Source organism: Pantoea dispersa, assembly GCF_035783935.1.
GTDB lineage: Bacteria > Pseudomonadota > Gammaproteobacteria > Enterobacterales > Enterobacteriaceae > Pantoea > Pantoea dispersa_C.
The window spans coordinates 50,646-73,343 of sequence record NZ_JALKOV010000007.1; the positions used below are offsets into that span (position 1 = coordinate 50,646).

The 22,698-nt window shown below is 59.5% G+C and carries 21 protein-coding genes and 1 tRNA gene; 19 read left to right on the forward strand and 3 right to left on the reverse strand.

What is annotated here, in order from left to right; translation table 11 throughout:
- Positions 1–137: 137 nt before the first annotated feature.
- Positions 138–213, reverse strand: a tRNA-Asn gene (locus MXF20_RS14365).
- A gap of 507 nt (positions 214–720) precedes the next feature.
- Between MXF20_RS14365 and MXF20_RS14370 the strand changes: the two genes are divergently transcribed.
- The 7 genes from MXF20_RS14370 to MXF20_RS14400 all read left to right on the forward strand — a co-directional run bounded on the left by MXF20_RS14370 (position 721) and on the right by MXF20_RS14400 (position 9,653).
- Entirely contained in the window at positions 721–1,644 is a 924-nt protein-coding gene (locus MXF20_RS14370) for a sugar ABC transporter substrate-binding protein (RefSeq protein WP_325969963.1), read from the forward strand.
- Between the two features lie 33 nt (positions 1,645–1,677).
- The gene (locus MXF20_RS14375) at positions 1,678–3,162 is read left to right on the forward strand and encodes a sugar ABC transporter ATP-binding protein (protein ID WP_325969964.1); all 1,485 of its coding nucleotides are present in this window, start codon (positions 1,678–1,680) and stop codon (positions 3,160–3,162) included.
- A gap of 14 nt (positions 3,163–3,176) precedes the next feature.
- Positions 3,177–4,208 carry an ABC transporter permease gene (locus tag MXF20_RS14380; protein ID WP_058777949.1) on the forward strand — a complete coding sequence of 344 codons (1,032 nt, stop codon included), beginning with the start codon at positions 3,177–3,179 and terminating at the stop codon, positions 4,206–4,208.
- Positions 4,209–4,662: 454 nt separating this feature from the next.
- Positions 4,663–5,580, forward strand: coding sequence for a nitrogen assimilation transcriptional regulator NAC (gene nac / locus MXF20_RS14385; protein WP_325969965.1), 918 nt, complete (start codon positions 4,663–4,665; stop codon positions 5,578–5,580).
- A 272-nt stretch (positions 5,581–5,852) separates the two neighbouring features.
- A complete protein-coding gene (cbl, locus tag MXF20_RS14390) occupies positions 5,853–6,812 on the forward strand; it encodes an HTH-type transcriptional regulator Cbl (protein WP_325969966.1) in 960 nt (319 codons plus the stop codon).
- A 93-nt stretch (positions 6,813–6,905) separates the two neighbouring features.
- A complete protein-coding gene (locus MXF20_RS14395; protein WP_325969967.1) occupies positions 6,906–7,745 on the forward strand; it encodes a GNAT family N-acetyltransferase in 840 nt (279 codons plus the stop codon).
- Between the two features lie 126 nt (positions 7,746–7,871).
- Complete coding sequence (locus MXF20_RS14400; protein WP_325969968.1) at positions 7,872–9,653, forward strand: thiamine pyrophosphate-requiring protein; 1,782 nt, start codon at positions 7,872–7,874, stop codon at positions 9,651–9,653.
- A 68-nt stretch (positions 9,654–9,721) separates the two neighbouring features.
- On the opposite strand, the gene MXF20_RS14405 is transcribed toward MXF20_RS14400, so the two are convergent.
- Positions 9,722–10,174 carry a hypothetical protein gene (locus tag MXF20_RS14405; RefSeq protein WP_325969969.1) on the reverse strand — a complete coding sequence of 151 codons (453 nt, stop codon included), beginning with the start codon at positions 10,172–10,174 and terminating at the stop codon, positions 9,722–9,724.
- 414 nt (positions 10,175–10,588) lie between these two features.
- Positions 10,589–12,754: a putative bifunctional diguanylate cyclase/phosphodiesterase gene (locus MXF20_RS14410; protein ID WP_325969970.1), complete on the reverse strand. Its 2,166-nt coding sequence runs from the start codon at positions 12,752–12,754 to the stop codon at positions 10,589–10,591.
- A gap of 312 nt (positions 12,755–13,066) precedes the next feature.
- Between MXF20_RS14410 and phnF the strand changes: the two genes are divergently transcribed.
- The 12 genes from phnF (at position 13,067) to phnD (ending at position 22,641) form a co-directional block, all read left to right on the forward strand.
- On the forward strand, positions 13,067–13,783 hold the full coding sequence (phnF, locus tag MXF20_RS14415) for a phosphonate metabolism transcriptional regulator PhnF (RefSeq protein WP_325969971.1): 717 nt from the start codon (positions 13,067–13,069) through the stop codon (positions 13,781–13,783).
- A complete protein-coding gene (gene phnG, locus MXF20_RS14420; protein WP_325969972.1) occupies positions 13,780–14,229 on the forward strand; it encodes a phosphonate C-P lyase system protein PhnG in 450 nt (149 codons plus the stop codon). Before phnF ends, phnG begins: the two co-directional genes overlap by 4 nt.
- The gene (gene phnH, locus MXF20_RS14425) at positions 14,226–14,801 is read left to right on the forward strand and encodes a phosphonate C-P lyase system protein PhnH (RefSeq protein ID WP_325969973.1); all 576 of its coding nucleotides are present in this window, start codon (positions 14,226–14,228) and stop codon (positions 14,799–14,801) included. Before phnG ends, phnH begins: the two co-directional genes overlap by 4 nt.
- Positions 14,801–15,877, forward strand: coding sequence for a carbon-phosphorus lyase complex subunit PhnI (locus MXF20_RS14430; RefSeq protein ID WP_325969974.1), 1,077 nt, complete (start codon positions 14,801–14,803; stop codon positions 15,875–15,877). Before phnH ends, MXF20_RS14430 begins: the two co-directional genes overlap by 1 nt.
- Positions 15,870–16,718: an alpha-D-ribose 1-methylphosphonate 5-phosphate C-P-lyase PhnJ gene (locus MXF20_RS14435; RefSeq protein WP_325969975.1), complete on the forward strand. Its 849-nt coding sequence runs from the start codon at positions 15,870–15,872 to the stop codon at positions 16,716–16,718. The genes MXF20_RS14430 and MXF20_RS14435 overlap by 8 nt, the downstream gene beginning before the upstream one ends.
- On the forward strand, positions 16,708–17,469 hold the full coding sequence (gene phnK, locus MXF20_RS14440; RefSeq protein ID WP_325969976.1) for a phosphonate C-P lyase system protein PhnK: 762 nt from the start codon (positions 16,708–16,710) through the stop codon (positions 17,467–17,469). The genes MXF20_RS14435 and phnK overlap by 11 nt, the downstream gene beginning before the upstream one ends.
- A gap of 167 nt (positions 17,470–17,636) precedes the next feature.
- Positions 17,637–18,341, forward strand: a complete 705-nt coding sequence (gene phnL / locus MXF20_RS14445; protein WP_325969977.1) for a phosphonate C-P lyase system protein PhnL — start codon at positions 17,637–17,639, stop codon at positions 18,339–18,341.
- The gene (phnM, locus tag MXF20_RS14450) at positions 18,338–19,474 is read left to right on the forward strand and encodes an alpha-D-ribose 1-methylphosphonate 5-triphosphate diphosphatase (RefSeq protein ID WP_325969978.1); all 1,137 of its coding nucleotides are present in this window, start codon (positions 18,338–18,340) and stop codon (positions 19,472–19,474) included. The genes phnL and phnM overlap by 4 nt, the downstream gene beginning before the upstream one ends.
- A complete protein-coding gene (gene phnN / locus MXF20_RS14455) occupies positions 19,474–20,010 on the forward strand; it encodes a ribose 1,5-bisphosphokinase (RefSeq protein WP_325969979.1) in 537 nt (178 codons plus the stop codon). Before phnM ends, phnN begins: the two co-directional genes overlap by 1 nt.
- The gene (phnP, locus tag MXF20_RS14460; protein WP_058782064.1) at positions 20,007–20,777 is read left to right on the forward strand and encodes a phosphonate metabolism protein PhnP; all 771 of its coding nucleotides are present in this window, start codon (positions 20,007–20,009) and stop codon (positions 20,775–20,777) included. Before phnN ends, phnP begins: the two co-directional genes overlap by 4 nt.
- An 80-nt stretch (positions 20,778–20,857) precedes the next feature.
- Positions 20,858–21,685: a phosphonate ABC transporter ATP-binding protein gene (gene phnC / locus MXF20_RS14465; RefSeq protein WP_325969980.1), complete on the forward strand. Its 828-nt coding sequence runs from the start codon at positions 20,858–20,860 to the stop codon at positions 21,683–21,685.
- Positions 21,686–21,711: 26 nt separating this feature from the next.
- Entirely contained in the window at positions 21,712–22,641 is a 930-nt protein-coding gene (gene phnD, locus MXF20_RS14470; RefSeq protein ID WP_031280167.1) for a phosphonate ABC transporter substrate-binding protein, read from the forward strand.
- Positions 22,642–22,698 lie beyond the last annotated feature (57 nt).

The window sequence follows — 22,698 nt, forward strand, 5'->3', positions numbered from 1 at the left end:
ATTCTCCCGATGTGGAGGGTAAACTGAAAATGCATCGGGAAGACTTTTCACGCTAATCTTTTGAATCTAAATAACATAAAGATTCGCAAAAAAACAAAAAGCCCGCTTAAGTTTCCTTAAGCGGGCTTCTCTAAATATGGCTCCTCTGACTGGACTCGAACCAGTGACATACGGATTAACAGTCCGCCGTTCTACCGACTGAACTACAGAGGAATCGTTGGAACGAGGCGAATATTAGCGATGCCGATCCCCGTTGTCAAAGCCCGATCGCACACTTCTGGTTTAAGTGCGCGTAAAAGCAGCGGAATGCTGCTTTTCTGCCTTGAATGGACAGATTTCAAACTGCCAGCAAGATCTCACTTTAAACGCATTTCCTTTGAGATGTTAGATGCGTGTCAAAGTTTTGTTATTTGCCGATTTTAAAACAATCATTTCAGTGCTTTTATGATGAAAATTTCAAATGAACATGAGATGAAACAAATGAACTGCTTATCATCACGCACGAAACGAGTTTTGATCTCTGCCGGGTTCCGGCGAAAGTAACGTATTGATAAGGAAGATGTTGAAAAAAGGAGCAGCACGGTACCGATAGCGTCAGACCAGAAGCCTTACCTCTACGAACAGAAAAAAAACGCCAGCGACGTTGAGTGAATGTAAAAGATATTTTTCATTCGCGCACTCAGCCAACCTGAGCACGTTAACAAATAAGAAGGGTTACCTATGAAATTCAAAAAAGCGTTAGTGACTTCCCTGTTAGCTTGCATGTTACCTGCCGCTGTGATGGCAAAAGATATCCAGCTGGGCGTTTCTATGGCGCTGTTTGATGACAACTTCCTCACCATCCTGCGCACAGCCATGCAGAAAGAGATGCAAAAAGACAATATCAAAGGCCAGGTGGAAGACGCCAAAGGCGATGTGTCGCAGCAGCTGCAGCAGGTGCAGAACTTCATTGGTCAGGGTGTTGACGCCATCATCGTGAACCCGGTCGATACCAACGCGGTGAAACCGCTGGTGGATGCCGCCGCTAAGGCCGGCGTGCCGCTGGTGTTCGTCAACCGCAAACCCGCGGGCGAATTGAAAGACAAAATGGCGTTTGTCGGTTCGGATTCTGAACTGGCCGGCCGTCTGCAGATGGAAGCGCTGGCTAAAAAGATGAACGGCAAAGGCAACGTGGCGATTCTGCTGGGTGATCTGGCTAACGAATCAACCCGTGAACGCACCAAAGGCGTGGAAGCGGTGGTCGCCAAATATCCGGGCATCAAAGTAGTTCAGAAACAGACCGCCAAATTCACCCGTAATGATGCGGTGGACGTGGTGAGTAACTGGCTGACAGCAGGCGATGACATTCAGGCCATTGCCTCTAACAACGATGAAATGGCGATCGGTGCGCTGCAGGCGCTGGGTAAAAACCCGAATCACATTCTGGTCGCGGGTGTGGATGGTACCCCGGATGCACTGCAGATGATCAAGAACGACAAAATGGTCGCCACGGTGTTCCAGGATGCAAAAGGTCAGGGTGAGGGCGCGGTACAAACGGCGGTCAAGCTGATTAACGGTGAAAAAGTGCAGAAAGTGGTCGATATCCCGTTCCAGCTGATCACCAAAGATAACTACGAGAAATTCGCCAGTCAGAATCAGAAATAAACCGTAACCGACTTAGCCGTACGGAGGTGATGTATGACCGCTTTTGCGCTTGAAGCCGAAGGCATCAGCAAGTTCTTCCCCGGAGTGAAGGCACTCGACAATGTCTCACTGCGTATTAAGCCGGGGTCGGTACATGCCCTGATGGGTGAAAATGGCGCGGGCAAATCCACTTTAATGAAATGCCTTATCGGGATGTATCGTCCCGATAAGGGCACCATCCGCATTAAAGGGGAGCCAGTGCAGTTTCAGGACACCATGGACGCGCTGCGTTCCGGCATCTCCATGATTCACCAGGAGCTGAATCTGGTGCCTTACATGACCGTGGCCGAGAACATCTGGCTCGGTCGTGAACCGATGAAATACGGCTTTGTCGATCACGGCAAGCTTAACCAGCAGACGCAGGAGCTGCTTAACAAACTGAATATCCGTCTGAAAGCCGATCGGCTGGTCGGCGAGCTCAGCATTGCGTCCCAGCAGATGGTGGAAATTGCCAAAGCGGTGTCGTGGAACTCCGACATCGTGATTATGGATGAACCGACCTCGGCGCTGACGGAAACCGAAGTGGCGCATCTGTTCACCATCATCCGCGACCTGCGTGCCCAGGGCAAAGCCATCATCTATATCAGCCATAAAATGGATGAAATTTTCGCCATCACCGATGAGATCAGCATCTTCCGCGACGGCACCTGGGTCGGCAGCAACAGCACCACCGCCTTTACCCGTCAGTCGCTGATTACCCAGATGGTGGGGCGCGAACTGACGCAGCTGTTCCCTAAATTCAACAGCGCCATCGGCGAAGAAGTGCTGACGGTGCGCAACCTGACCTGCAAAGACCGCTTTACCGATGTCAGCTTTAGCGTGCGCAAAGGCGAAATCCTTGGCGTGGCCGGGCTGGTAGGCGCGGGACGCAGCGAAGTGATGGAAAGCCTGTTCGGCATGGAGAGCTTCGACAGCGGTGAAGTGCTGATTGATGGTGTGCCGGTCAGCATCGATTCGCCGTCGATGGCGATTGAGAAAGGCATGGCGTTTCTCACCGAAGACCGCAAAAAGTCCGGGCTGTTTCTGGTGTTGTCGGTGATGGAGAACATGAGCATCGTCAACATGCCGGATTACATCGGCAAAAGCGGTTTCGTCAGCCACATGAAGATGGCGCAGGACTGCATGGAGCAGATCCGCAAACTGAATATTAAAACGCCGACCATGGATCAGATCATCAACAACCTCAGCGGCGGTAACCAGCAGAAGGTGCTGATTGCGCGCTGGCTGCTGGCGCAACCGAAGATCCTGATCCTCGATGAACCAACCCGCGGTATCGATGTTGGCGCCAAAGCCGAAATCTACCGCCTGATCAGTGAACTGGCTAACCGTGGCGTGGCCATCATCATGGTCTCCTCTGAGCTGCCGGAGATTCTCGGCATGAGCGACCGGGTGATGGTGATGCACGGCGGACGTATAACCGGCATCCTCGATAAAGAAGAGGCCGACCAGGAAACCATTTTGTCGTTGGCATCCGAGTGAGGCACGAGACCCCTATGAGTAACGTAAAAGTAACGGCCCCTCAGGCCACCGAACAGAGTTCTTTCTTCGGCAATCTGCGGCATAAGCTGCCGAAAGACACCGGCATCTTTGTGGTGATGCTAGGCATCGCGCTGATTTTTGAAATTGCCGGTTGGTACGTGCGCGACCAGTCATTTCTGCTCAACACCAACCGTTTAGTGCTGATTGTGCTGCAGGTGGCGATCATCGGTATCATCGCTGTCGGCGTCACCCAGGTCATTATTACGACCGGTATCGACCTGTCGTCCGGTTCGGTCATCGCCCTGACGGCAGTGGTCGCGGCCAGCCTGGCGCAGACCTCCGACAGCCTGTCGCCGATGTATCCGTCGCTGGTTAATCTGCCCGCTGCCATCCCGATCGTTGCCGGCATCGGCGTCGGCCTGCTGTGCGGCGTGGTCAACGGCGTGCTAATCACCAAAACCGGTATTCCGCCGTTTATCGCCACGCTCGGTATGATGGTGTCGGCGCGCGGTCTGGCTCAGTATTACACCCAGGGCAACCCGATCAGTTTCCTGTCGGATGGGTTTACCTCCATCGGCCAGGGCGCGATGCCGGTGATTATCTTCCTGGTGGTCGCCTTCCTGTTCCACATTGCGCTCAAACACACCCGCTACGGCAAATATGTTTACGCGATTGGCGGCAACATGACCTCCGCCAAAGTGTCCGGGATTAACGTTAATAAATACCTGATCATCGTGTATACCATCGCCGGTGCGCTTTCTGGTCTGGCGGGCGTGGTGCTGGCGGCCCGCGTCAGCAGCGGCCAGTCGAGCATGGGCATGGCGTATGAGCTCGATGCCATCGCCGCCGCGGTAATCGGTGGCAGCAGCCTGATGGGCGGCGTCGGGCGAATTACCGGCACGCTGATTGGCGCGGTGATCCTCGGCTTGATTAAAAGTGGCTTCACCTTTGTTGGCGTTGATGCCTACGTGCAGGACATCATTAAAGGGATGATCATCGTCGCGGCGGTTTCAATCGATATGCACCGCAACCGTAAAAAACGCTAACCCGTTCTTCTCCTCTCTTCCGGGAGAGGAGCAAAGTACAGGCCGTAATGCCACGCTGCCCGGCAGCAGGCATTACGGCACAATAAGTTTTCCCACTGACACCCGCCGCGCTTTATCTCTTCGTTGCACTTTTTACCCCACAATCCGCGCATTTTCTGTCCGTTCTGCACCATGCCAGCACGCGCGGTCATCACTTTTTTGCACATCTGCCTCGCAGCGGCTGCACCATCAGGGTGCGTCATCATCAGCGCACAAATTTTATGCGTCATGTGCAGCGCTTATTAACCCATTCGGGGTAATCAGAAACGCTTATTTTCCCGGTCGTTAGGAAAAATCTGGCTGGTGCCGGCAGCATTACCCACAAACCTGGCCTGCATATTGCAATTTCTTTGTCACAAGCCAGCAGGCTGAGAACTCATCATTTGGGCATTCGGGGATCCGTGACGGAGGCAATATGAACTTAAGACGACTGAAATACTTTGTAAAAATCGTCGATATCGGCAGCCTGACGCAGGCAGCAGAAGTCCTGCATATCGCACAACCTGCACTCAGCCAACAGGTGGCGACGCTGGAGAACGAACTCGACCAGCAGTTGCTGATCCGCACCAAGCGCGGCGTAACGCCAACCGAAGCCGGTAAAATTCTTTATGCTCACGCACGCACCATCCTGCGCCAGTGCGAACAGGCGCAAACGGCGGTGATTAACGCTGGTCAGGCGTTAAATGGTCAGGTCTCGATTGGCCTCGCACCGGGCACCGCAGCTTCATCGCTGACCATGCCGCTGCTGCAAACGGTACGCGAGCAGTATCCTGACGTGCTGGTGTATCTGCACGAGAACAGCGGCACTTCGCTCAATGAGAAAGTGATGAATGGTCAGCTGGATATGGCGGTGCTGTACGATCGCGCGCCGACTGCCGGCATCAACAGCATTCCGCTGATGAAAGAGGAGTTGTATCTGGTGGGCGCAACGGCCTGTCCGGGTGCAACGGTGGATCTGGCGGACGTGGCGCAGATGAACCTGTTCCTGCCGCGTGATTACAGCGCGGTGCGTAAACGCGTCGATGAAGCGTTCTCGCTGCGCCGTCTGAGCGCAAAAATCATTGGTGAAATTGAGTCGATCTCCACTTTAACCGCGGCGGTGTCGAGCGGCATGGGCGTGACCGTACTGCCGGAATCGGCCGCACGCGCGCTGGTGAGTTCAACGCACGCATGGATGGCGCGCATTAACAGTCCGTCGCTTAATCTGCCGCTGTCGTTGAACATTTCAGCGCGCCTGCCGCTGTCGCCATCGGCGCAGGCGGTGAAAAATATTCTGCTGTCGCTGCTGAATAAGCCGATGGTGGAAGAGCGCGAGCTGATGTTAGTGGGGTGATAGAGAGGTTTTTTCCCTCACCCTAACCCTCTCCCGCCTGCGGGAGAGGGAACCGTCTGGCGCGGCCATCCATCCCGGTACGCCATCTCAATCTCGCGCGATGCACTGCCTCTCTCCATGGGAGAGGGCCGGGGTGAGGGCGGCAAAGCGCACCCATCTCCAATCCCACGCTTATTACTATTCCGCATAACACACCATTTTTTATTATTTGTTGCAATCACACCAACTTCATAACATGGACGAAACAGGGGCAGGAAACAGGAGAAAAGGGTGTGAATTTCCAGCAACTTAAAATTATACGCGAAGCGGCCCGTTGCGAATTCAACCTGACCGAAGTCGCCAATACGCTGTTTACCTCTCAGTCTGGGGTCAGCCGGCATATTCGCGATCTGGAAGATGAGCTGGGCGTGGAAATCTTCATTCGTCGTGGCAAGCGGCTGTTAGGCATGACCGAACCGGGCAAGGCGCTGCTGACCATTGCTGAACGCATCCTTGATGAGGCCGGCAAAGTGCGCCGCCTGGCGGATGTGTTTACCAATGAAACCAGCGGCGTGCTGACCATCGCCACCACCCATACCCAGGCGCGCTACAGTCTGCCGCGCATCATTAAGGCGTTTCGCCAGCTCTATCCTAACGTGCGGCTGGAGCTCAATCAGGGATCACCGCAGGAGATTGTCGCCATGCTGCTGGCCGGTGAGGCCGATGTCGGCATCGCCTCGGAGCAGCTGGTGAATAACACCAGCCTGGCGGCCTTTCCATGGTTCAGCTGGCACCACTCGCTGCTGGTGCCGCACGATCACGAGCTGCTGGCGCATCAGCCGGTCACGCTCGCCAGCCTCAGCCGCCATCCGCTGATTACCTATCGTCAGGGGATTACCGGTCGCTCACGCGTGGACCGTGCTTTCCAGGCTGCTGGCCTCCGTCCGGATATCGTGCTCAGCGCGCAGGATTCCGACGTGGTGAAAACCTATGTCGAACTCGGGCTGGGCGTCGGAATCCTCGCTGACCAGGCGTGCGATATTTACGATGGCGAAGACCTGGTGAAGATCGATGCTCACCATCTGTTTGAGGCCAACACCGTGTGGCTCGGACTGAAGCGCGGCCAGCTGCAGCGCAACTATGTCTGGCAGTTCCTTGAGTTGTGTAACGCCAACCTGTCACTGGAAGAGATCAAGCGCCAGGCGCTCTCTTACGAAACCGACGACGAACCTGCCATCGACTTCCAAATCTGAGTTTCCTCTCTGGCCCCGTGTGGGCCTTTTTTATTTGCTTCCCCACACTGACGTGGCAAGCTGGCGGGCAGAATGTTTTTCAGGGAGAACCGCATGAATACGATATTGCGCGCCATGACCCCCGCTGACGCTGAGGCGGGTTATCGCCTGACTCAGCAGCTGGGCTGGGCGCACCGCCGTGAAGACTGGCAGCAGCTGATTGCCCTGGGTGAAGGCGTGGTGGTTGAGGCGCAGGGCGACTATCTCGGCGGGGCGATTGGCTGGCGCTGGGGAGCGGACGCCGCCACGATCGGCCTGGTGATTGTGAGCGAACAGGCGCGCGGACGCGGTATTGGCCGTCAGGTGATGCAGGCAATGCTGGAGAAGTTTTCCGGCTGCAACGTGCGGCTGCACGCCACCGATATGGGGCAGGTGCTGTATGAGAAGCTCGGCTTCCGGGCCTGCAATCGCGTGCCGCAGCACCAGACGCGCGCGCTGGCGCAGCAGCCGGCGGTGATCGTACCGGATGGCCTGACGCTGCGGCCGGCCGTTGAAGCGGATGCCGCCGCCATCGACGCACTGGATTATCAGGCGAACGGGCTGCGTCGTACGCGCCTGCACCAGCAGCTGCGGGCACAAAGCGTGGTGCTGCAGGATACGCAGGGCAAACTGCAGGGCTTTGCCAGCCGCCGCCGCTTTGGGCACGGCTGGACCATCGGCCCGGTCATTGCTGGCGATGTTGCGGCGGCGCAGGCGCTGGTGTCGCAGCTGATGCAGGATTTGGCGCAGCAGTTTGTCCGGCTGGACACGCCCGATGCGCAGCTCAGCGCGTGGCTGCTCAACCTTGGGCTGGCACAGGTCGATGCGCCTTTCGCGATGGTGCACGGCACGCCGTGGCGGGCTGCCGCGAACGGGCCGCAGACCTTCGCGCTGGTCTCGCCCGCCCTGGGATAACTAAGCGTAACGGCGGCGATTGCTAAGCCAAACGCGGCGAACGTCGCCGAACAGGCGTTATCTGTCACATTGCATTTCGTCGGCTACCCTTAACGTTGATTACAAACGTCTGAGGGAGAGCCCGTCATGAGCAAGAAAACCAGCGATTTCTTTGTTGAACGCCTGCAGGCATGGGGCGTCACGCGCATTTATGGCTATCCGGGCGATGGTATCAACGGCGTGCTGGGCGCTATCCAGCGGGCCAATAAAGCCGGCGCAGGCATCGAATTTATTCAGGTGCGACATGAAGAGATGGCGGCTTTTATGGCTGCCGGCCATGCCAAATTCACCGGTGAGCTCGGCGTCTGTCTGTCGACCGGCGGACCTGGCGCCACCCATCTGCTGACCGGCCTGTACGATGCCAAAATGGATCATGCGCCGGTGCTGGCGATTGCCGGCCAGGCGGAAACCACCGCGCGCGGTGCCAGCTACCAGCAGGAGATGAACTTAGACCGTGTCTTTGCCGATGTGGCGAACTTTGTGCAGGAAGCGGCAGCGCCGGCGCAGGTCCAGCATCTGGTCGATCGCGGCGTGCGCATTGCCAAAGCGCAAAACGGCGTCGCGGTGATCATCCTGCCAAAAGATCTGCAGGATGAGAACTGGCAGCCGCCGCAGCATGCACACGGATTTACCCATTCCGGCCCGGGCTATCAGCGGCCGAAGATTGTGCCCTACGACGAGGATTTGCGCCGCGCCGCAGAAGTGCTTAACGCCGGCAAAAAAGTCGCGCTGCTGATCGGTGCCGGTGCGCGCGGTGCCGCAGTGGAAGTGGTGCAGATCGCCAATGTGCTGGGCGCGGGCGTGGCCAAGGCGCTGCTGGGCAAAGACGTACTGCCGGACGATGCGCCTTTCGTCACCGGCTCAATCGGCCTGCTCGGCACCAAACCGTCGTGGGAACTGATGCAGAACTGCGACACCTTACTGATGATTGGTAGTGGTTTTCCGTGGACCGAGTTTTTGCCGCCGGAAGGCAAAGTGCGTGCGGTGCAAATTGATATCGATCCGGCGATGCTGGGGCTGCGCTATCCGTGTGAGGTCAACCTGCACGGCGACGCGGCAGAAACCCTGCGCGCGCTGCTGCCGCTGCTGACCCATAAAGCGGATCGCCGCTGGCAGGAGGAGATTGCTGTGCAGGTGCGCGACTGGTGGCAGCTGATGGAACAGCGCGCCATGGCGCCCGCCAACCCGGTCAATCCGCAGCGTGTGGTGTGGGAGATGTCCCCGCAGTTGCCGGAAGACGCGATTGTCACCTCGGACTCGGGCTCCTGCGCCAACTGGTTCGCGCGCGATTATCGGGTGAAGCAGGGCCAGCGCGCCACGCTGTCGGGTGGCCTGGCCTGCATGGGCGCAGCGGTACCTTTTGCCATTGCCGCAAAATTTGCCTTTCCCACTCAGCCAGTAGTGGCGCTGGTGGGCGACGGGGCGATGCAGATGAATAATCTGGCGGAGCTGATCACCATCCAGAAATACTGGCAGCAGTGGGCCGATCCGCGCCTGATTGTCTGCGTGTTCAATAATCAGGATCTGAATCAGGTCACCTGGGAACAGCGGGTGATGGAAGGCAATCCACGCTTCGACGCTTCGCAGCAGCTGCCGGACGTGCAGTATGCACACTTTGCCGACAGCCTCGGTTTGCAGGGCATCTATGTCGACCGGCCCGAAGACCTGGCGGCGGCGTGGCAGCAGGCGCTCAGCGCCACCCGACCGGTGTTGCTGGAGGTGAAAACCGATCCGGAAGTGGCCCCGCTGCCGCCGCATATCACGCTCAAGCAGGCCAAAGCCTTTATGTCGTCAATGGCGAAGGGCGACCGCGGCATGGCGCAGGTGATTAGCGACACCGCCAGCCAGTTGCTGCACGGCAAGAGTTAGCGCGCCGTCCTGTTTATGCCCGGGATGACGCCGGGCTAAATATTTACTGTTTCACTGTAGGGTGCGCATTAATGCGCACCTGGAATATACAATCGATCTGATTCCAACCGTTTTGCATTATCCATAATATATTGTCGTATATACAGTAATTCGTTTTCATTGCGGATAACGCGATCGTAGAAGCTGCGTTGCCAGATTTTATATCCTGCCTGGCGTGTGACGCCGCCTTTAAACAGATTAATTATCTGATTGATGGATCGTTCATTACGTTCCTGTAACCACAGGATGGCATGGAAATGGTTGGGCATCAGCGCAAATGTATCAAGCGTGGAGAAACGCGTCCGATGCGGAACCTCGTTCCAGGCGGCGATAACGATGCTCCCTAAAGGCGAGGCTATCATTATGCCATCATGTATATCGCCAAATAAGAAGCGACGCTGATGACATACCAGCGTTAGAAAATAGGCACCTGCCGCACGATAATCATAATATTTAAGGCGTGGATATTTGCGGTTTTTCATTGTGACCTCCTTGTGCGAGAAGAATGTGCTCCTGTTATTTGCGGAAAGCCACTAGAAGAGGGGAGCGTTGGGAGTTGCATTCCAGATATTCAGAGCGCGATGAATGGGTTATTTTTAGATGAGTGCGGGGTTTTACCAGGTCGCCATAAATGGCGACCCTACAGGGTAGGGATTGTGTTTGGTCGCAGTAAATGGCAAAACCACAGGACGGGGCGGGGTTGTGTTTGATCGCGATGAATGGCGACCCACGGGACGGTTTGGGGTTGTGTTTGGTCGTCATAAATGGCGACCCCATCGAACGGCGCAGGGTTTTATTTGGTCGCCGTAAATGGCAAACCCACCGGACGGTACAAGGTTTTGTAGGGTGCGCATTGATGCGCACCAGGACAAAACGAAATAAATGCCGTGCTCCCCTCACACCATCCGCTCAATCTCGCTCAACGGCACCGCCCGGCTGAACAAATATCCCTGCAGCTGATTGCACCCGGCATCGGCCAGCGCGTTTTTCTGGCCCTCGGTTTCGACGCCTTCGGCGGTGACGGTCAGGCCCATGGCGTGGCCCAGCCGCACCACGGACTCGACAATCGCGGTGGAGTTCTCCGCCACGCCCAGCGACTGGGTAAACGAGCGATCGATTTTGATCTTGTCGACCGGAAAGGTGCTGAGATAATTGAGGCTCGAATAGCCGGTGCCGAAATCATCCAGCGCGATACGGAACCCGGCGTCGCGCAGTGCGATGATGCTGTTGCGCGCTTCGTGTTCATCCTCAATCAGCACGCCTTCGGTGATTTCCAGCTCCAGCCGCTGGGGATCGGCACCTTCCGACTGCACAATCTCAATCATGCGCTCGACAAACCCGCTGGCGCGAAACTGCACCGGCGAAACGTTCACCGCCACAATCACCTGCGGCAACTTCAGCGCGGTTTTGCAGGCCTCGCGCAACACCCATTCGCCCAGCGGAATAATCATGCCGGTCTCTTCGGCGATGGCGATAAAGTCGGCGGGCGAAACATCGCCGCGCTGCGGATGATGCCAGCGCAGCAGCGCCTCCAGCCCGACAATCTGCTGGCCGCTGATCTCCATCAGCGGCTGATACCACACCGCCAGACCGTCGTAATTAACCAGCGCCTGACGCAGATCCGCCGCTATCTGTTGCCGCGTGCGCAGTGATTCATCCATCACCTTTTCAAACTGGCGATACTGGCCGCGTCCGCCATTTTTTGCTTCATACAGCGCAATGTCGGCCTTGCGCATCAGCTCCAGCCGGTCGATGCCATCCTTCGGTGCCAGCGCCAGGCCAATGCTGACGCTGACCCACAGCTCATTGCCCACCAGCTGATACGGCTCGCTCAGCGCGGCGATGATGCGCTGCGCCAGCGCCTGTACCTGACCGATATTCTCAACTTCCGGCATCACGATGATAAATTCATCCCCGCCGATGCGCCCGACGGTATCGCTGGCGCGCACGATGTGACTCAAGCGGCGCGCCACCTCAATAATCAGGTCATCGCCGGCGTGATGGCCCCAGGTATCGTTAATGATTTTGAAGCGATCCAGATCCAGCAGCAGCAACGCCACGCGCTGGTCGTGACGTGTTGCGGCCGCCAGCGCCTGGGTCAGCCGATCTTCGACCAGCGCCCGGTTCGGCAGCCCGGTCAGCACATCGTGGAACGCCAGATGCTGCGCCTGCGCCTCGCTGGCCCCCAGCTTCAGCAGCGACTGCGATAAATCCAGCGAGGAAGTCCAGATGCGCCGCACCATAAACAGACACAGCAGAGTGATCAGCAGCACCGAAATCAGCGTGGAAGGGCCAAGAGTGCGCAGCATCTGCGCACCCGGCTTAGCCGGTTCCCAGCTGAGATAGCCGACGATATCGCCCTGGCGCGAGGTCAGCGGATAGTAAGCTTTGCGATCGCGCTCAGGCGCGCTATCGCTGAAGTAGAGCTGCCGCAGCTGGCTGCGTTCGGACAGGTTGCGCAGGTAGCCATCGTCGAGAAATTTAATGCTCACCAGCCGGTAGCGCCCGGCCTCGCGCGTACTGCTGATGTCGCCCACCGCCAGCGCGGCCGCACGCTGGCCGATGCGCACAAAATCCGCACGGTCGGCCGGGCCGGGCACCTCATCGCTGCTCCTGACCAGCGAAGTTTGCAGCAGATCGCGCAGATAAGGACCCAGACGTTGATCCGGCACCGGCTGGCCGTTGCGCCACACCGCGATGGGCTGATTGGTGCGGTCAAGCAGCACAATCAGCTGGTGGTCGAACATATCATGCAGCCAGCTGCCGACGTTTTGATTCAGCCAGTCACTGTCCGGCTGCGGCTGCGCCAGCTGATCGGCCAGCGGAGACCAGCGCGTCAGGCTGCGCAGCTGGCGCAGATGTTCGCTCAGGCTCTGATTGAATGAGACCGCAATCATGCGCTGCTGCTGCTCGCGCGCCTCATGATTGGTGACCGAGGTGCTCCAGAACAGGCCGAAGCCGGCACCGGTGAAGGTCAGCAGCAGGATCGCCACCAGCGGCAGGATCACTTCCCGCAGGAAATTGCGGCGAAAGCCGTGCGACAGTTTGAAGGTATTTATCATTTTACGATTTGGCGCTCCGGGCAGGACTTACTGAATAAATTAGCAGAATCTGCTCAGCCTGCATCGGATAAGGGAAGCGCTAACGGCAAGAAATCGCGCGCGATTTTGTTGAACGTAGTCACAAAGGTGACAATTAAGAATATTTTATTGAATCCGCCGCCGTCTGGTTGCCATCCTGCTGCCCTAAAGCAAATTCATCCGCACGTCATTGAGCCGTCACGGCACTGTCATCTGCCTCCCGCACTGTAGTCGCCATTCCGCAGCCACTTCCGCTGCGTCCCTCAACCTGAAGCGAATGAGGTATTGAGCGTGATGGAGATATCCAGACATCCGACCACTGTCTATCAGGCGGTTGCCGCCCAGCTGGAGCAGGCGCTGCAGGAGCGCTATCGCTGCGGTGATTATCTGCCGTCAGAGCAGCAGCTGGCCGATCACTACGCCGTCAATCGCCATACGCTGCGCCGCGCAGTGGATGAGCTGGTAAATAAAGGTTTGCTGCAGCGGCGTCACGGCGTCGGCATCCTGGTGCTGATGCGTCCGTACGATTATCCACTGCATGCCCAGGCACGCTTCAGCCAGAACCTGCTGGAGCAGGGCAGTCACCCCACCAGTGAACGGCTGCTGGCGGTGCTGCGGCCGGCCAGCAGCGACGTGGCGGCGGCGCTGGGTACGGAGGAGGGCGTTAACGTCATCCATTTACGCACCCTGCGCCGCGTCAACGGGGTGCCGGTGTGCGTAATTAACCACTATCTCGCCGACCTGCGCTGGTGGCCTGCGCTGCAGACATTCCAGCACGGTTCGCTGCACGACTTCATGCAGCAGCAGCTCGGCCTGCAGCTGAGCCGCAGCCAGACCCGCATCAGCACCCGCCGCGCACAGGCCAAAGAGTGCAAACAGCTGGAGATTACGCTGCACGCGCCGCTGCTGTGCGTGCGCACCCTGAACACCCAGCCGGACGGTCAGGTGGCGGAGTATTCCGTCAGCCTGACGCGTGGCGACATGATTGAACTCACCCTGGAGCACCAATGAAACAGCAAACCGCCCGTCAGCACTGGCTTTCGGTGCTGGCGCACAGTGAAGCCAGCACGCTGGCCGCCCACTGGCAGTCGCTAAAGCTTACTCCCGCCTTTGAGCGCGTGCGTCCGGCGGAGACCGGCTTAACCCGTCTGCAGGCGCGCATGGGCGGCAGCGGCAAACGCTTCGTCATGGGCGATGCCACCGTCACCCGTGCGGTGATCAGACTGAACGACGGCACGCTCGGCTTCAGCTACGTGCTGGGCCGCGATAAGGCGCATGCCGAACGCTGCGCGCTGATTGATGCGCTGCTGCAACAGCCGGAAACCCAGGCGCTGCTGCAGGAAAAGATTATTAACCCGCTGGCGGCACTGCGTGAAGAGCAGCGTCAGCTGCGCGCGCGTGAAATCGCCAGCTCCAAAGTGGATTTCTTTACGCTGGTTCGCGGAGATAACGAATGACATTACTGGCAAGTTTCAACCATCCGGTCGCCGATGCTCAGCGCGCCTTCCGCCGCATTCTCAAAGCGATGAGCGAGCCGGGCGTGATGGTGTCGCTGCCGCTGGCGCAGGGCTGGGGCGATCTCTCCCCGGCGGCAACGGCGGTGCTGCTGACGCTGGTCGATCAGGATAGCGCGCTGTGGCTGGATCGCCGCGTGGACAGCGATATCGTGCGCAGCAACCTGCGCTTTCACACCGGCGTGCCGATCGTCGATGAGCGCGACGCCCCGTTTGCGCTGACCCATGCAGCGGCCAATCCGGACCCGGCCAGTTTCGCCGCCGGCGACAATCTGTCACCGGAAAAAAGCACCACGCTGATTGTCGAAGTGCCGGCGCTCAACGGTGGGCTGACGCTGCGCCTCTCCGGACCCGGCCTGCGTGAATCGCGTGCCATTGCGCCGCAGCTGCCGGCCGCCATTCTGACCTATCTGCGTGAGCGCCCGCATCCGTTTCCGCAGGGGGTGGATCTGATTTTCACCTGCGGTGAAGCGATGATGGCGCTGCCACGCACCACCGACGTGGAGGTGTGCTGATGTACGTAGCCGTGAAAGGGGGCGAAAAGGCGATTGCCAGCGCCCATCAGCTGCAGGCCGATCTGCGCCGTGGCGATCGCAGCGTCGCGGAGCTGGGGTGCGATCAGGTGGCGCAACAGCTGGGGCTGGCGGTGGATCGCGTAATGACCGAAGGCGGCATCTTTGACACGCAGCTGGCGGCCCTGGCCATCAAACAGGCCAGTGGCGATTTGGTCGAAGCGATCTTCCTGCTGCGCGCCTACCGCACCACGCTGCCGCGCCTCGCGGACAGCCTGGCGCTGGAAACCGCCGACATGCGCATCGAGCGCCGTATCTCTGCGGTTTATAAAGATCTGCCCGGCGGCCAGGTGCTGGGCCCGACCTATGACTACAGCCATCGCCTGCTGGATTTTACCCTGCTGGCCAACGGCGAAACGCCGGCCGCCGCGCGTGACGACCAGGCGCTGGCGCAACGCTGTCCGCACGTGTTCAGCATGATGACGCGCGAAGGGCTGGCGGCGCGTGAAGAGGATGACGGCAGCGAGCCGTGCGACATCACGCGCCAGCCGCCCGGTTATCCGGCGTCCCGCGCCGCACGCTTACAGCAACTGGTGCGCGGCGACGAGGGTTTTCTGCTGGCGCTCGGCTATTCGACCCAGCGCGGCTATGGCCGCAACCATCCGTTTGCCGGTGAAATCCGCACCGGCTATCTCAGCGTGTCGATCTGCCCTGAAGAGCTGGGTTTGGAGATTGAAATCGGCGAGATCCTGCTGACCGAGTGCGAAATGGTTAACGGCTTCACCACCCAGGGCGACAGCCCGCCGCATTTTACCCGCGGCTACGGCCTGGTGTTCGGGCGCGCAGAGCGCAAGGCGATGGCAATGGCGCTGGTGGACCGTGCGCTGCAGGCACCCGAGTATCAGGAGCGCATTGCCGGCCCGGCGCAGGACGAGGAGTTCGTGCTGTCGCACGCCGATAACGTCGAAGCCGCCGGCTTTGTCTCGCACCTGAAACTGCCGCACTACGTGGATTTCCAGGCGGAGCTGGAGCTGCTGCAGCGGCTGCGCCAACAGCATCAGGAGCAGAATAATGAGTGAGTTAACCGGCTACAACAACGGCTACCTCGATGAGCAGACCAAGCGCACCATCCGCCGCGCCATTCTGAAAGCGGTAGCGATCCCAGGCTATCAGGTGCCGTTTGCCGGCCGCGAAATGCCGATGCCGTATGGCTGGGGCACCGGCGGCATTCAGATCACCGCCAGCATCATTGGCGACAGCGACGTGCTGAAAGTGATCGATCAGGGCGCGGATGACACCACCAATGCGGTTTCCATCCGGCGCTTCTTCCAGCGCGTCAGCGGGGCGGCAACCACCGAAGCCACCCGAGACGCCACGCTGATCCAGACGCGGCACCGCATTCCGGAGACGCCGCTTGAAGAGGATCAGGTGCTGATTTTCCAGGTGCCGATTCCGGAGCCGTTGCGCTTTATCGAACCGCGCGAGACCGAAACCCGCACCATGCACGCGCTGGAGGAGTACGGCATCATGCAGGTCAAGCTGTATGAAGATATAGCCCGCTACGGCCATATCGCCACCACCTATGCCTATCCGGTGAAGGTCAACGATCGCTACGTGATGGATCCGTCGCCAATCCCCAAATTCGACAACCCGAAGATGCACATGATGCCGGCGCTGCAGCTGTTTGGTGCCGGACGTGAAAAACGCATTTATGCGCTGCCGCCCTACACCAAAGTGGAAAGTCTTGATTTCGACGATCACCCGTTCAGCGTGCAGAGCTGGGCACAACCCTGTGCGCTGTGCGGCTCGCGCCACAGCTATCTCGATGAAGTGGTGATGGATGATGCCGGTACGCGCATGTTTGTCTGCTCCGATACCGATTTTTGCCACCAGCAGCAGGAACAACAGCATGCACAGTGAACAGCCGCTGCTCGCGGTCAACAACCTGACGCACCTTTATGCGCCAGGCAAAGGCTTTGAAGACGTCAGTTTTGCGCTCTATCCCGGTGAGGTGCTGGGGATTGTCGGTGAATCCGGCTCGGGGAAAACCACGCTGCTGCGCAGTCTGTCGGCGCGTCTGGCGCCGCAGCAGGGCAACATTCTCTACCGCGACCGCGATTTGTATCAGCTGAGCGAGAGCGATCGTCGCCGGCTGCTGCGCACCGAGTGGGGCGTGGTGCATCAGCATCCGCTGGACGGGCTGCGTCCGCAGGTGACGGCGGGCGGCAATATTGGTGAGCGTCTGATGGCGATTGGACAGCGGCATTATGGCGACATCCGCAACGAGGCGCTGCGCTGGCTTCAGGACGTTGAGATCCCGGCTAACCGCATCGACGATTTGCCCACCACTTTTTCTGGCGGCATGCAGCAGCGTTTGCAGATTGCGCGCAATCTGGTGACGCAGCCGACGCTGGTGTTCATGGATGAGCCGACCGGCGGGCTGGATGTTTCGGTGCAGGCGCGTCTGCTGGATTTGCTGCGCACGCTGGTACGCGAGCTGAATCTGGCGGTGATTATCGTCACCCACGATCTCGGCGTGGCGCGTCTGCTGGCGCACCGCCTGCTGGTGATGAAGCAGGGCAAAGTGGTGGAAAGCGGACTTACCGACCGGGTGCTCGACGATCCGCACCATCCGTACACCCAGCTGCTGGTTTCATCGGTGCTGGCATAGAACACGCTGGCGGTGCGCATTAATGCGCACCGCTCACGAGGTGTGCACCAATCGTAGCGGCGCAATTTATTGCGCTCAGTTGAACACCGACCGTTGCTGTTGAATGCGCGATAAATCGCGCCGCTACGGTTACGTGCGGCTGTACGAATCATTATCAGGACATCAACATGCAACCCATTTTGCGCGTAGAGAATCTCAGTAAAACCTTTGTGCTGCACAACCAGAACAGCGCCGAGCTGCCGGTGCTGCAGCACGCCAGCCTTGAGGTGGCCGCCGGCGAATGCGTGGTGCTGCACGGGCGCTCCGGCAGCGGGAAATCCACGCTGCTGCGGGCGCTGTACGGTAACTATCAGGCCAACAGCGGCCACATCTGGCTGCAGCATCACGACCAGTGGGTCGATCTGGCGCAGGCACCGGCGCGCCAGATGCTGGCGATCCGCCGTGACACCGTCGGCTGGGTCAGCCAGTTTCTGCGCGTGATTCCGCGCGTACCGACGCTGGAGATCGTCATGCAGCCACTGCTGGAGCGCGGCGTCGAACGCGCCTGCTGCGAACAGCGCGCCCGCGAACTGCTGACGCGCCTGAATGTGCCGCAGCGCCTGTGGTCACTGGCACCCTCGACCTTCTCCGGCGGGGAACAGCAGCGCGTCAACATCGCGCGCGGCTTTATCGCTGATTATCCGGTGCTGCTGCTGGATGAACCCACGGCGTCACTCGACAGCGCCAACAGCGCGGCGGTAGTGGAACTGATTGAACAGGCGCGCGCCCGTGGAGCCGCCATCGTAGGTATTTTCCATGACGAAGCGGTGCGCGCACGCGTAGCCAGCCGCCTGCACGTCATGCAACCGCTGCACACAGGAGAACAGGCATGATCGTGAATAATGTCCGGCTGGTGCTGGAAAATGAGGTAGTCAGCGGGTCGCTGGAGATGCGCGACGGCCGGATCGCCAGCTTCAGCGACAGCCGCAGTCAGCAGCCGGGCGCACTGGACGGCGGGAACGCGTTTTTGCTGCCGGGGCTGGTTGAGCTGCACACCGACAACCTCGATAAATTCTTCACGCCACGGCCCAAAGTCGACTGGCCGGCGCACTCGGCGATGAGCAGCCACGATGCGCTGATGGTCGCCAGCGGCATCACCACGGTGCTGGATGCCATCGGCGTCGGTGACGTGCGCGACGGCGGGCACCGCCTCGAAAACCTGAGCAAAATGATTACGGCGATTCAGGACAGCAACCGCAAGGGCATCAACCGCGCTGACCACCAGCTGCACCTGCGCTGTGAGCTGCCGCACCACACCACGCTGCCGCTGTTTGAAGCGCTGATGAGCACGCCGGAGCTGTCGCTGGTGTCGCTGATGGATCATTCGCCGGGCCAGCGCCAGTATGCGTCACTGGAGATGTACCGCACTTACTATCAGGGCAAATATCAGCTCAACGACGAGCAGATGGATCAGTTTGAGCGCGAACAGCTGGCGCTGGCTGCTGAATTCTCCACGCCGAACCGTAACGCCATTGCTGGCCTGTGTCAGGCGCGCGGTATTCCGGTTGCCAGCCACGATGATGCCACGGCGGCGCACGTGGCGGAGTCACACGCTGTTGGCAGCGCCATTGCCGAGTTTCCCACCACGCTGGAAGCGGCCCGCGCCTCGCGCGAATGCGGTATGCGGGTGCTGATGGGTGCGCCCAACATCGTGCGCGGCGGATCGCACTCTGGCAATGTCGCGGCGTGGCAGCTGGCCAGCCACGGCCTGCTGGATATTCTCTCGTCGGATTACTATCCGGCCAGCCTGCTGGATGCGGTGTTCCGCCTGGTGGCCGACGAGCGTAATACGCTGACGCTACCGCAGGCCGCGGCACTGGTCACGCGCAATCCGGCACAGGCGATTGGCCTGCACGATCGCGGCACAATTGCCGAAGGGCTGCGCGCCGATCTGGTGCTGGCGCACACCGATCACGGCCATGTGCATATTCGTCACGTCTGGTCGCAGGGCAGGCAGGTGTTCTGATGGCGCGCCTCATCTGGCTGACCGGACCGTCGGGCTCGGGCAAAGACAGCCTGCTGAATGCGCTGCGGGAAGCACCGCCGGACAAACTGGTGATCGCCCATCGCTACATCACGCGGCCGGCCGATGCCGGCGGTGAAAACCACGTGGCGCTGAGCGAAGCCGAGTTTCGCCGGCGCGAAGCGCTGGGCCTGTTTGCCATCAGCTGGCGGGCGCACGGCCTGTGCTACGCGCTCGGCGAGGAGATCGATCACTGGCTGGCGCGCGGTCTCAACGTGCTGGTCAACGGTTCCCGTCTGCATCTGCCGATTGTGCGCCAGCACTACGGTGAGCAGCTGCTGCCGCTGGTGCTGCAGGTCTCGCCGGAAGTGCTGGCGGCACGGCTGCGCCAGCGCGGACGCGAAAGTGCTGCCGACATTCAGCAACGGCTGGCCCGCGCGGCAGAACCGTTGCCCGCCGACTGCCATGCGCTTAATAACGATGGGGCGCTGATCGACACCCTCAGTCAGCTGCGCCAGCTGCTGGAGCATCCGCCATGAATCTGACCTTCCTCGGCACCGGCGGCGTGCAGGCCGCGCCGCTGTTTGGCTGCGACTGCCACGCCTGTGAACGGGCGCGGCAGCAACCGCGCTATGCGCGTCACGCCACCAGCGCGCTGATCGACACCGGCCGCGAGCGCATCCTGCTTGATGCCGGCCTGCCCGATCTGCATCGGCGCTTCCAGCCCGGCGAGCTGAGCCGCATCCTGCTGACGCATTTCCACATGGATCACGTGGCTGGCCTGTTCAGCCTGCGCTGGGGCCGGGGCGCGCCGATTCCGGTATGGGCACCGCCGGATGAGAAGGGCTGCGACGATCTGTTTAAGCATCCCGGCCTGCTGGCGTTTCGCCCGGCGCTGACGCCTTTTGTGCCGCACAGCTTTGGCGCTTTGCAGGTGACGGCGCTGCCGCTGCAGCATTCGCGCCTGACTTACGGCTACCTGTTCGACTGGCACGGCACGCGGCTGGCGTGGCTGTGCGACACCTGCGGCCTGCCGCCGGACACCGCGGATTTCCTGCAGGGCCAGCCGCTCGATCAACTGGTGATTGACTGCAACGACGCGCCGCGCGCCACGGTGCGCAATCACAACGACGTCACCCGCGCGCTGCAGATTGTGGCGCAACTGGCACCGCGCCAGGCGTGGCTGGTGCACCTGTCCCATGAGATGGATAACTGGTTGCTGAACAACCGTTTACCGGAAAACGTCAGCGTACCGCTCGACGGCCAGCAGATTGCGGTCGGATCGCGCGACGCTGTCACGGTTTAATCATGGTTCTGTCATCAGACCTTCATCGCCAGTGTCCGTAATAGCGGGCAATCAATTCCTCAGAAGAGATGGAGCGCAACATGGCCCAGGCATTACTTAAAACCGTGGTCGACAATGCACATCCTGCCCAGCGCCATGGCGACAAAGTGCTGTCGGTGCAGGGACTGTGCAAAGCCTTCGGTGACAATCGCGTGCTGGATGATGTCAGCTTCGATCTGCATGCCGGCGAGCTGGTGGCGGTGATCGGCCGCTCGGGCGCTGGTAAATCGACTCTGCTGCACATGCTGAACGGCACCATTGCCAGCAGCGAAGGCGCGATTCTCAGCATGCGTCACGGTGAAGCGGACCGCGATGTGGCGACGCTCAACAGCCGGCAGATGCGCGAGTGGCGCAGCGAGTGCGGCATGATCTTTCAGGACTTCTGCCTGGTGCCGCGCCTCGACGTGCTGACCAACGTGCTGCTCGGCCGCCTCAGCCAGACCTCAACGCTGAAATCCTTTTTCAAAATCTTCTCCGACTCCGACCGTGTGCAGGCCATTGAACTACTGCAGTGGATGAACATGCTGCCGCAGGCGCTGCAGCGCGCGGAGAATCTGTCCGGTGGCCAGATGCAGCGCGTCGCCATCTGCCGTGCGCTGATGCAGCGCCCGAAAATCCTGCTGGCCGACGAGCCGGTGGCGTCGCTCGATCCAAAAAATACCAAACGCATCATGGATGTGCTGCGCCAGGTGAGCGAGCAGGGCATCAGCGTGATGGTCAACCTGCACTCCATTGAACTGGTGCAGCAGTATTGCACCCGGGTGATCGGCATCCAGCGCGGCAAGGTGCTGTTTGATGGTCATCCCGCTAAGTTGACCGACAGCCTGCTGCATGCGCTGTACGGCGACGAAATTAACCAGCTCCACTAACTCCCACGGCAAGAGAAAATCTCACAATGAAACTGACAGCTTTAGCTTTACTGACAGGCGCTCTGATGGCTTTTGGCGTTAACGCAGCGGATGCACCGAAACAGCTGAACCTGGGAATTCTGGGCGGGCAGAACGCCACCCAGCAGATTGGCGATAACCAGTGCGTGAAGACCTTCTTCGACAAAGAGCTGGGCGTGGATACACAACTGCGCAACTCGTCTGACTACGCCGGCGTGATTCAGGGGCTGCTGGGCAACAAGATCGATATGGTGCTGAGCATGTCGCCGGCGTCTTACGCCTCGGTCTACCTGCAAAACCCGAAGGCGGTGGATATCGTCGGGATTGTGGTCGATGACAAAGATGGCTCGAAAGGTTACCACTCGGTGGTGATCGTTAAAGCCGACAGCCCGTACAAGAAGCTGGAAGATCTGAAAGGCAAATCGTTTGGCATGGCCGATCCGGATTCAACCTCGGGCTTCCTGATGCCCAATCAGGCATTCAAAAAAGAGTTTGGCGGCACTGTGGATGATAAGTACAACAACACCTTCTCCAGCGTGACGTTTTCCGGTGGCCACGAGCAGGACATCCTCGGCGTGTTAAACGGCCAGTTCGACGGCGCGGTGACCTGGACGTCGCTGATCGGCGATTACAACAGCGGCTATACCTCGGGGGCCTTTGGTCGTCTGATTCGTATGGATCACCCGGATCTGATGAAGCAGATCCGCATCATCTGGCAGTCGCCGCTGATTCCTAACGGCCCGATTCTGGTGAGTAATAACCTGCCCGCTGACTTCAAAGCGAAAGTGGTGGCCGCGATCAAAAAGCTGGATAAAGAAGATCACAGCTGCTTTGTTAAAGCGGTGGGCGGTGCCCAGCACATCGGTGCCGCCAGCGTCGCCGATTACCAGAATATCATCGATATGAAGCGCGACCTGATGAAGGGTGCACGCGGGTAACGAGCTGGTGGTTCCGTGCGGTATTTCCCTCACCCCAGCCCTCTCCCGGGGGGAGAG

Coding starts and splice junctions, on each gene's coding strand:
- MXF20_RS14380 (WP_058777949.1), top strand. CDS start 3,177: ATGAGTAACGTAAAAGTAACGGCCCCTCAGGCCACCGAACAGAGTTCT.
- phnF (WP_325969971.1), top strand. CDS start 13,067: ATGGAGATATCCAGACATCCGACCACTGTCTATCAGGCGGTTGCCGCC.
- phnN (WP_325969979.1), top strand. CDS start 19,474: ATGGCGCGCCTCATCTGGCTGACCGGACCGTCGGGCTCGGGCAAAGAC.
- MXF20_RS14405 (WP_325969969.1), bottom strand. CDS start 10,174: ATGAAAAACCGCAAATATCCACGCCTTAAATATTATGATTATCGTGCG.
- phnM (WP_325969978.1), top strand. CDS start 18,338: ATGATCGTGAATAATGTCCGGCTGGTGCTGGAAAATGAGGTAGTCAGC.
- phnK (WP_325969976.1), top strand. CDS start 16,708: ATGCACAGTGAACAGCCGCTGCTCGCGGTCAACAACCTGACGCACCTT.
- phnP (WP_058782064.1), top strand. CDS start 20,007: ATGAATCTGACCTTCCTCGGCACCGGCGGCGTGCAGGCCGCGCCGCTG.
- MXF20_RS14375 (WP_325969964.1), top strand. CDS start 1,678: ATGACCGCTTTTGCGCTTGAAGCCGAAGGCATCAGCAAGTTCTTCCCC.
- phnG (WP_325969972.1), top strand. CDS start 13,780: ATGAAACAGCAAACCGCCCGTCAGCACTGGCTTTCGGTGCTGGCGCAC.
- phnH (WP_325969973.1), top strand. CDS start 14,226: ATGACATTACTGGCAAGTTTCAACCATCCGGTCGCCGATGCTCAGCGC.
- MXF20_RS14370 (WP_325969963.1), top strand. CDS start 721: ATGAAATTCAAAAAAGCGTTAGTGACTTCCCTGTTAGCTTGCATGTTA.
- phnC (WP_325969980.1), top strand. CDS start 20,858: ATGGCCCAGGCATTACTTAAAACCGTGGTCGACAATGCACATCCTGCC.
- MXF20_RS14435 (WP_325969975.1), top strand. CDS start 15,870: ATGAGTGAGTTAACCGGCTACAACAACGGCTACCTCGATGAGCAGACC.
- MXF20_RS14410 (WP_325969970.1), bottom strand. CDS start 12,754: ATGATAAATACCTTCAAACTGTCGCACGGCTTTCGCCGCAATTTCCTG.
- MXF20_RS14430 (WP_325969974.1), top strand. CDS start 14,801: ATGTACGTAGCCGTGAAAGGGGGCGAAAAGGCGATTGCCAGCGCCCAT.
- nac (WP_325969965.1), top strand. CDS start 4,663: ATGAACTTAAGACGACTGAAATACTTTGTAAAAATCGTCGATATCGGC.
- MXF20_RS14395 (WP_325969967.1), top strand. CDS start 6,906: ATGAATACGATATTGCGCGCCATGACCCCCGCTGACGCTGAGGCGGGT.
- MXF20_RS14400 (WP_325969968.1), top strand. CDS start 7,872: ATGAGCAAGAAAACCAGCGATTTCTTTGTTGAACGCCTGCAGGCATGG.
- phnD (WP_031280167.1), top strand. CDS start 21,712: ATGAAACTGACAGCTTTAGCTTTACTGACAGGCGCTCTGATGGCTTTT.
- phnL (WP_325969977.1), top strand. CDS start 17,637: ATGCAACCCATTTTGCGCGTAGAGAATCTCAGTAAAACCTTTGTGCTG.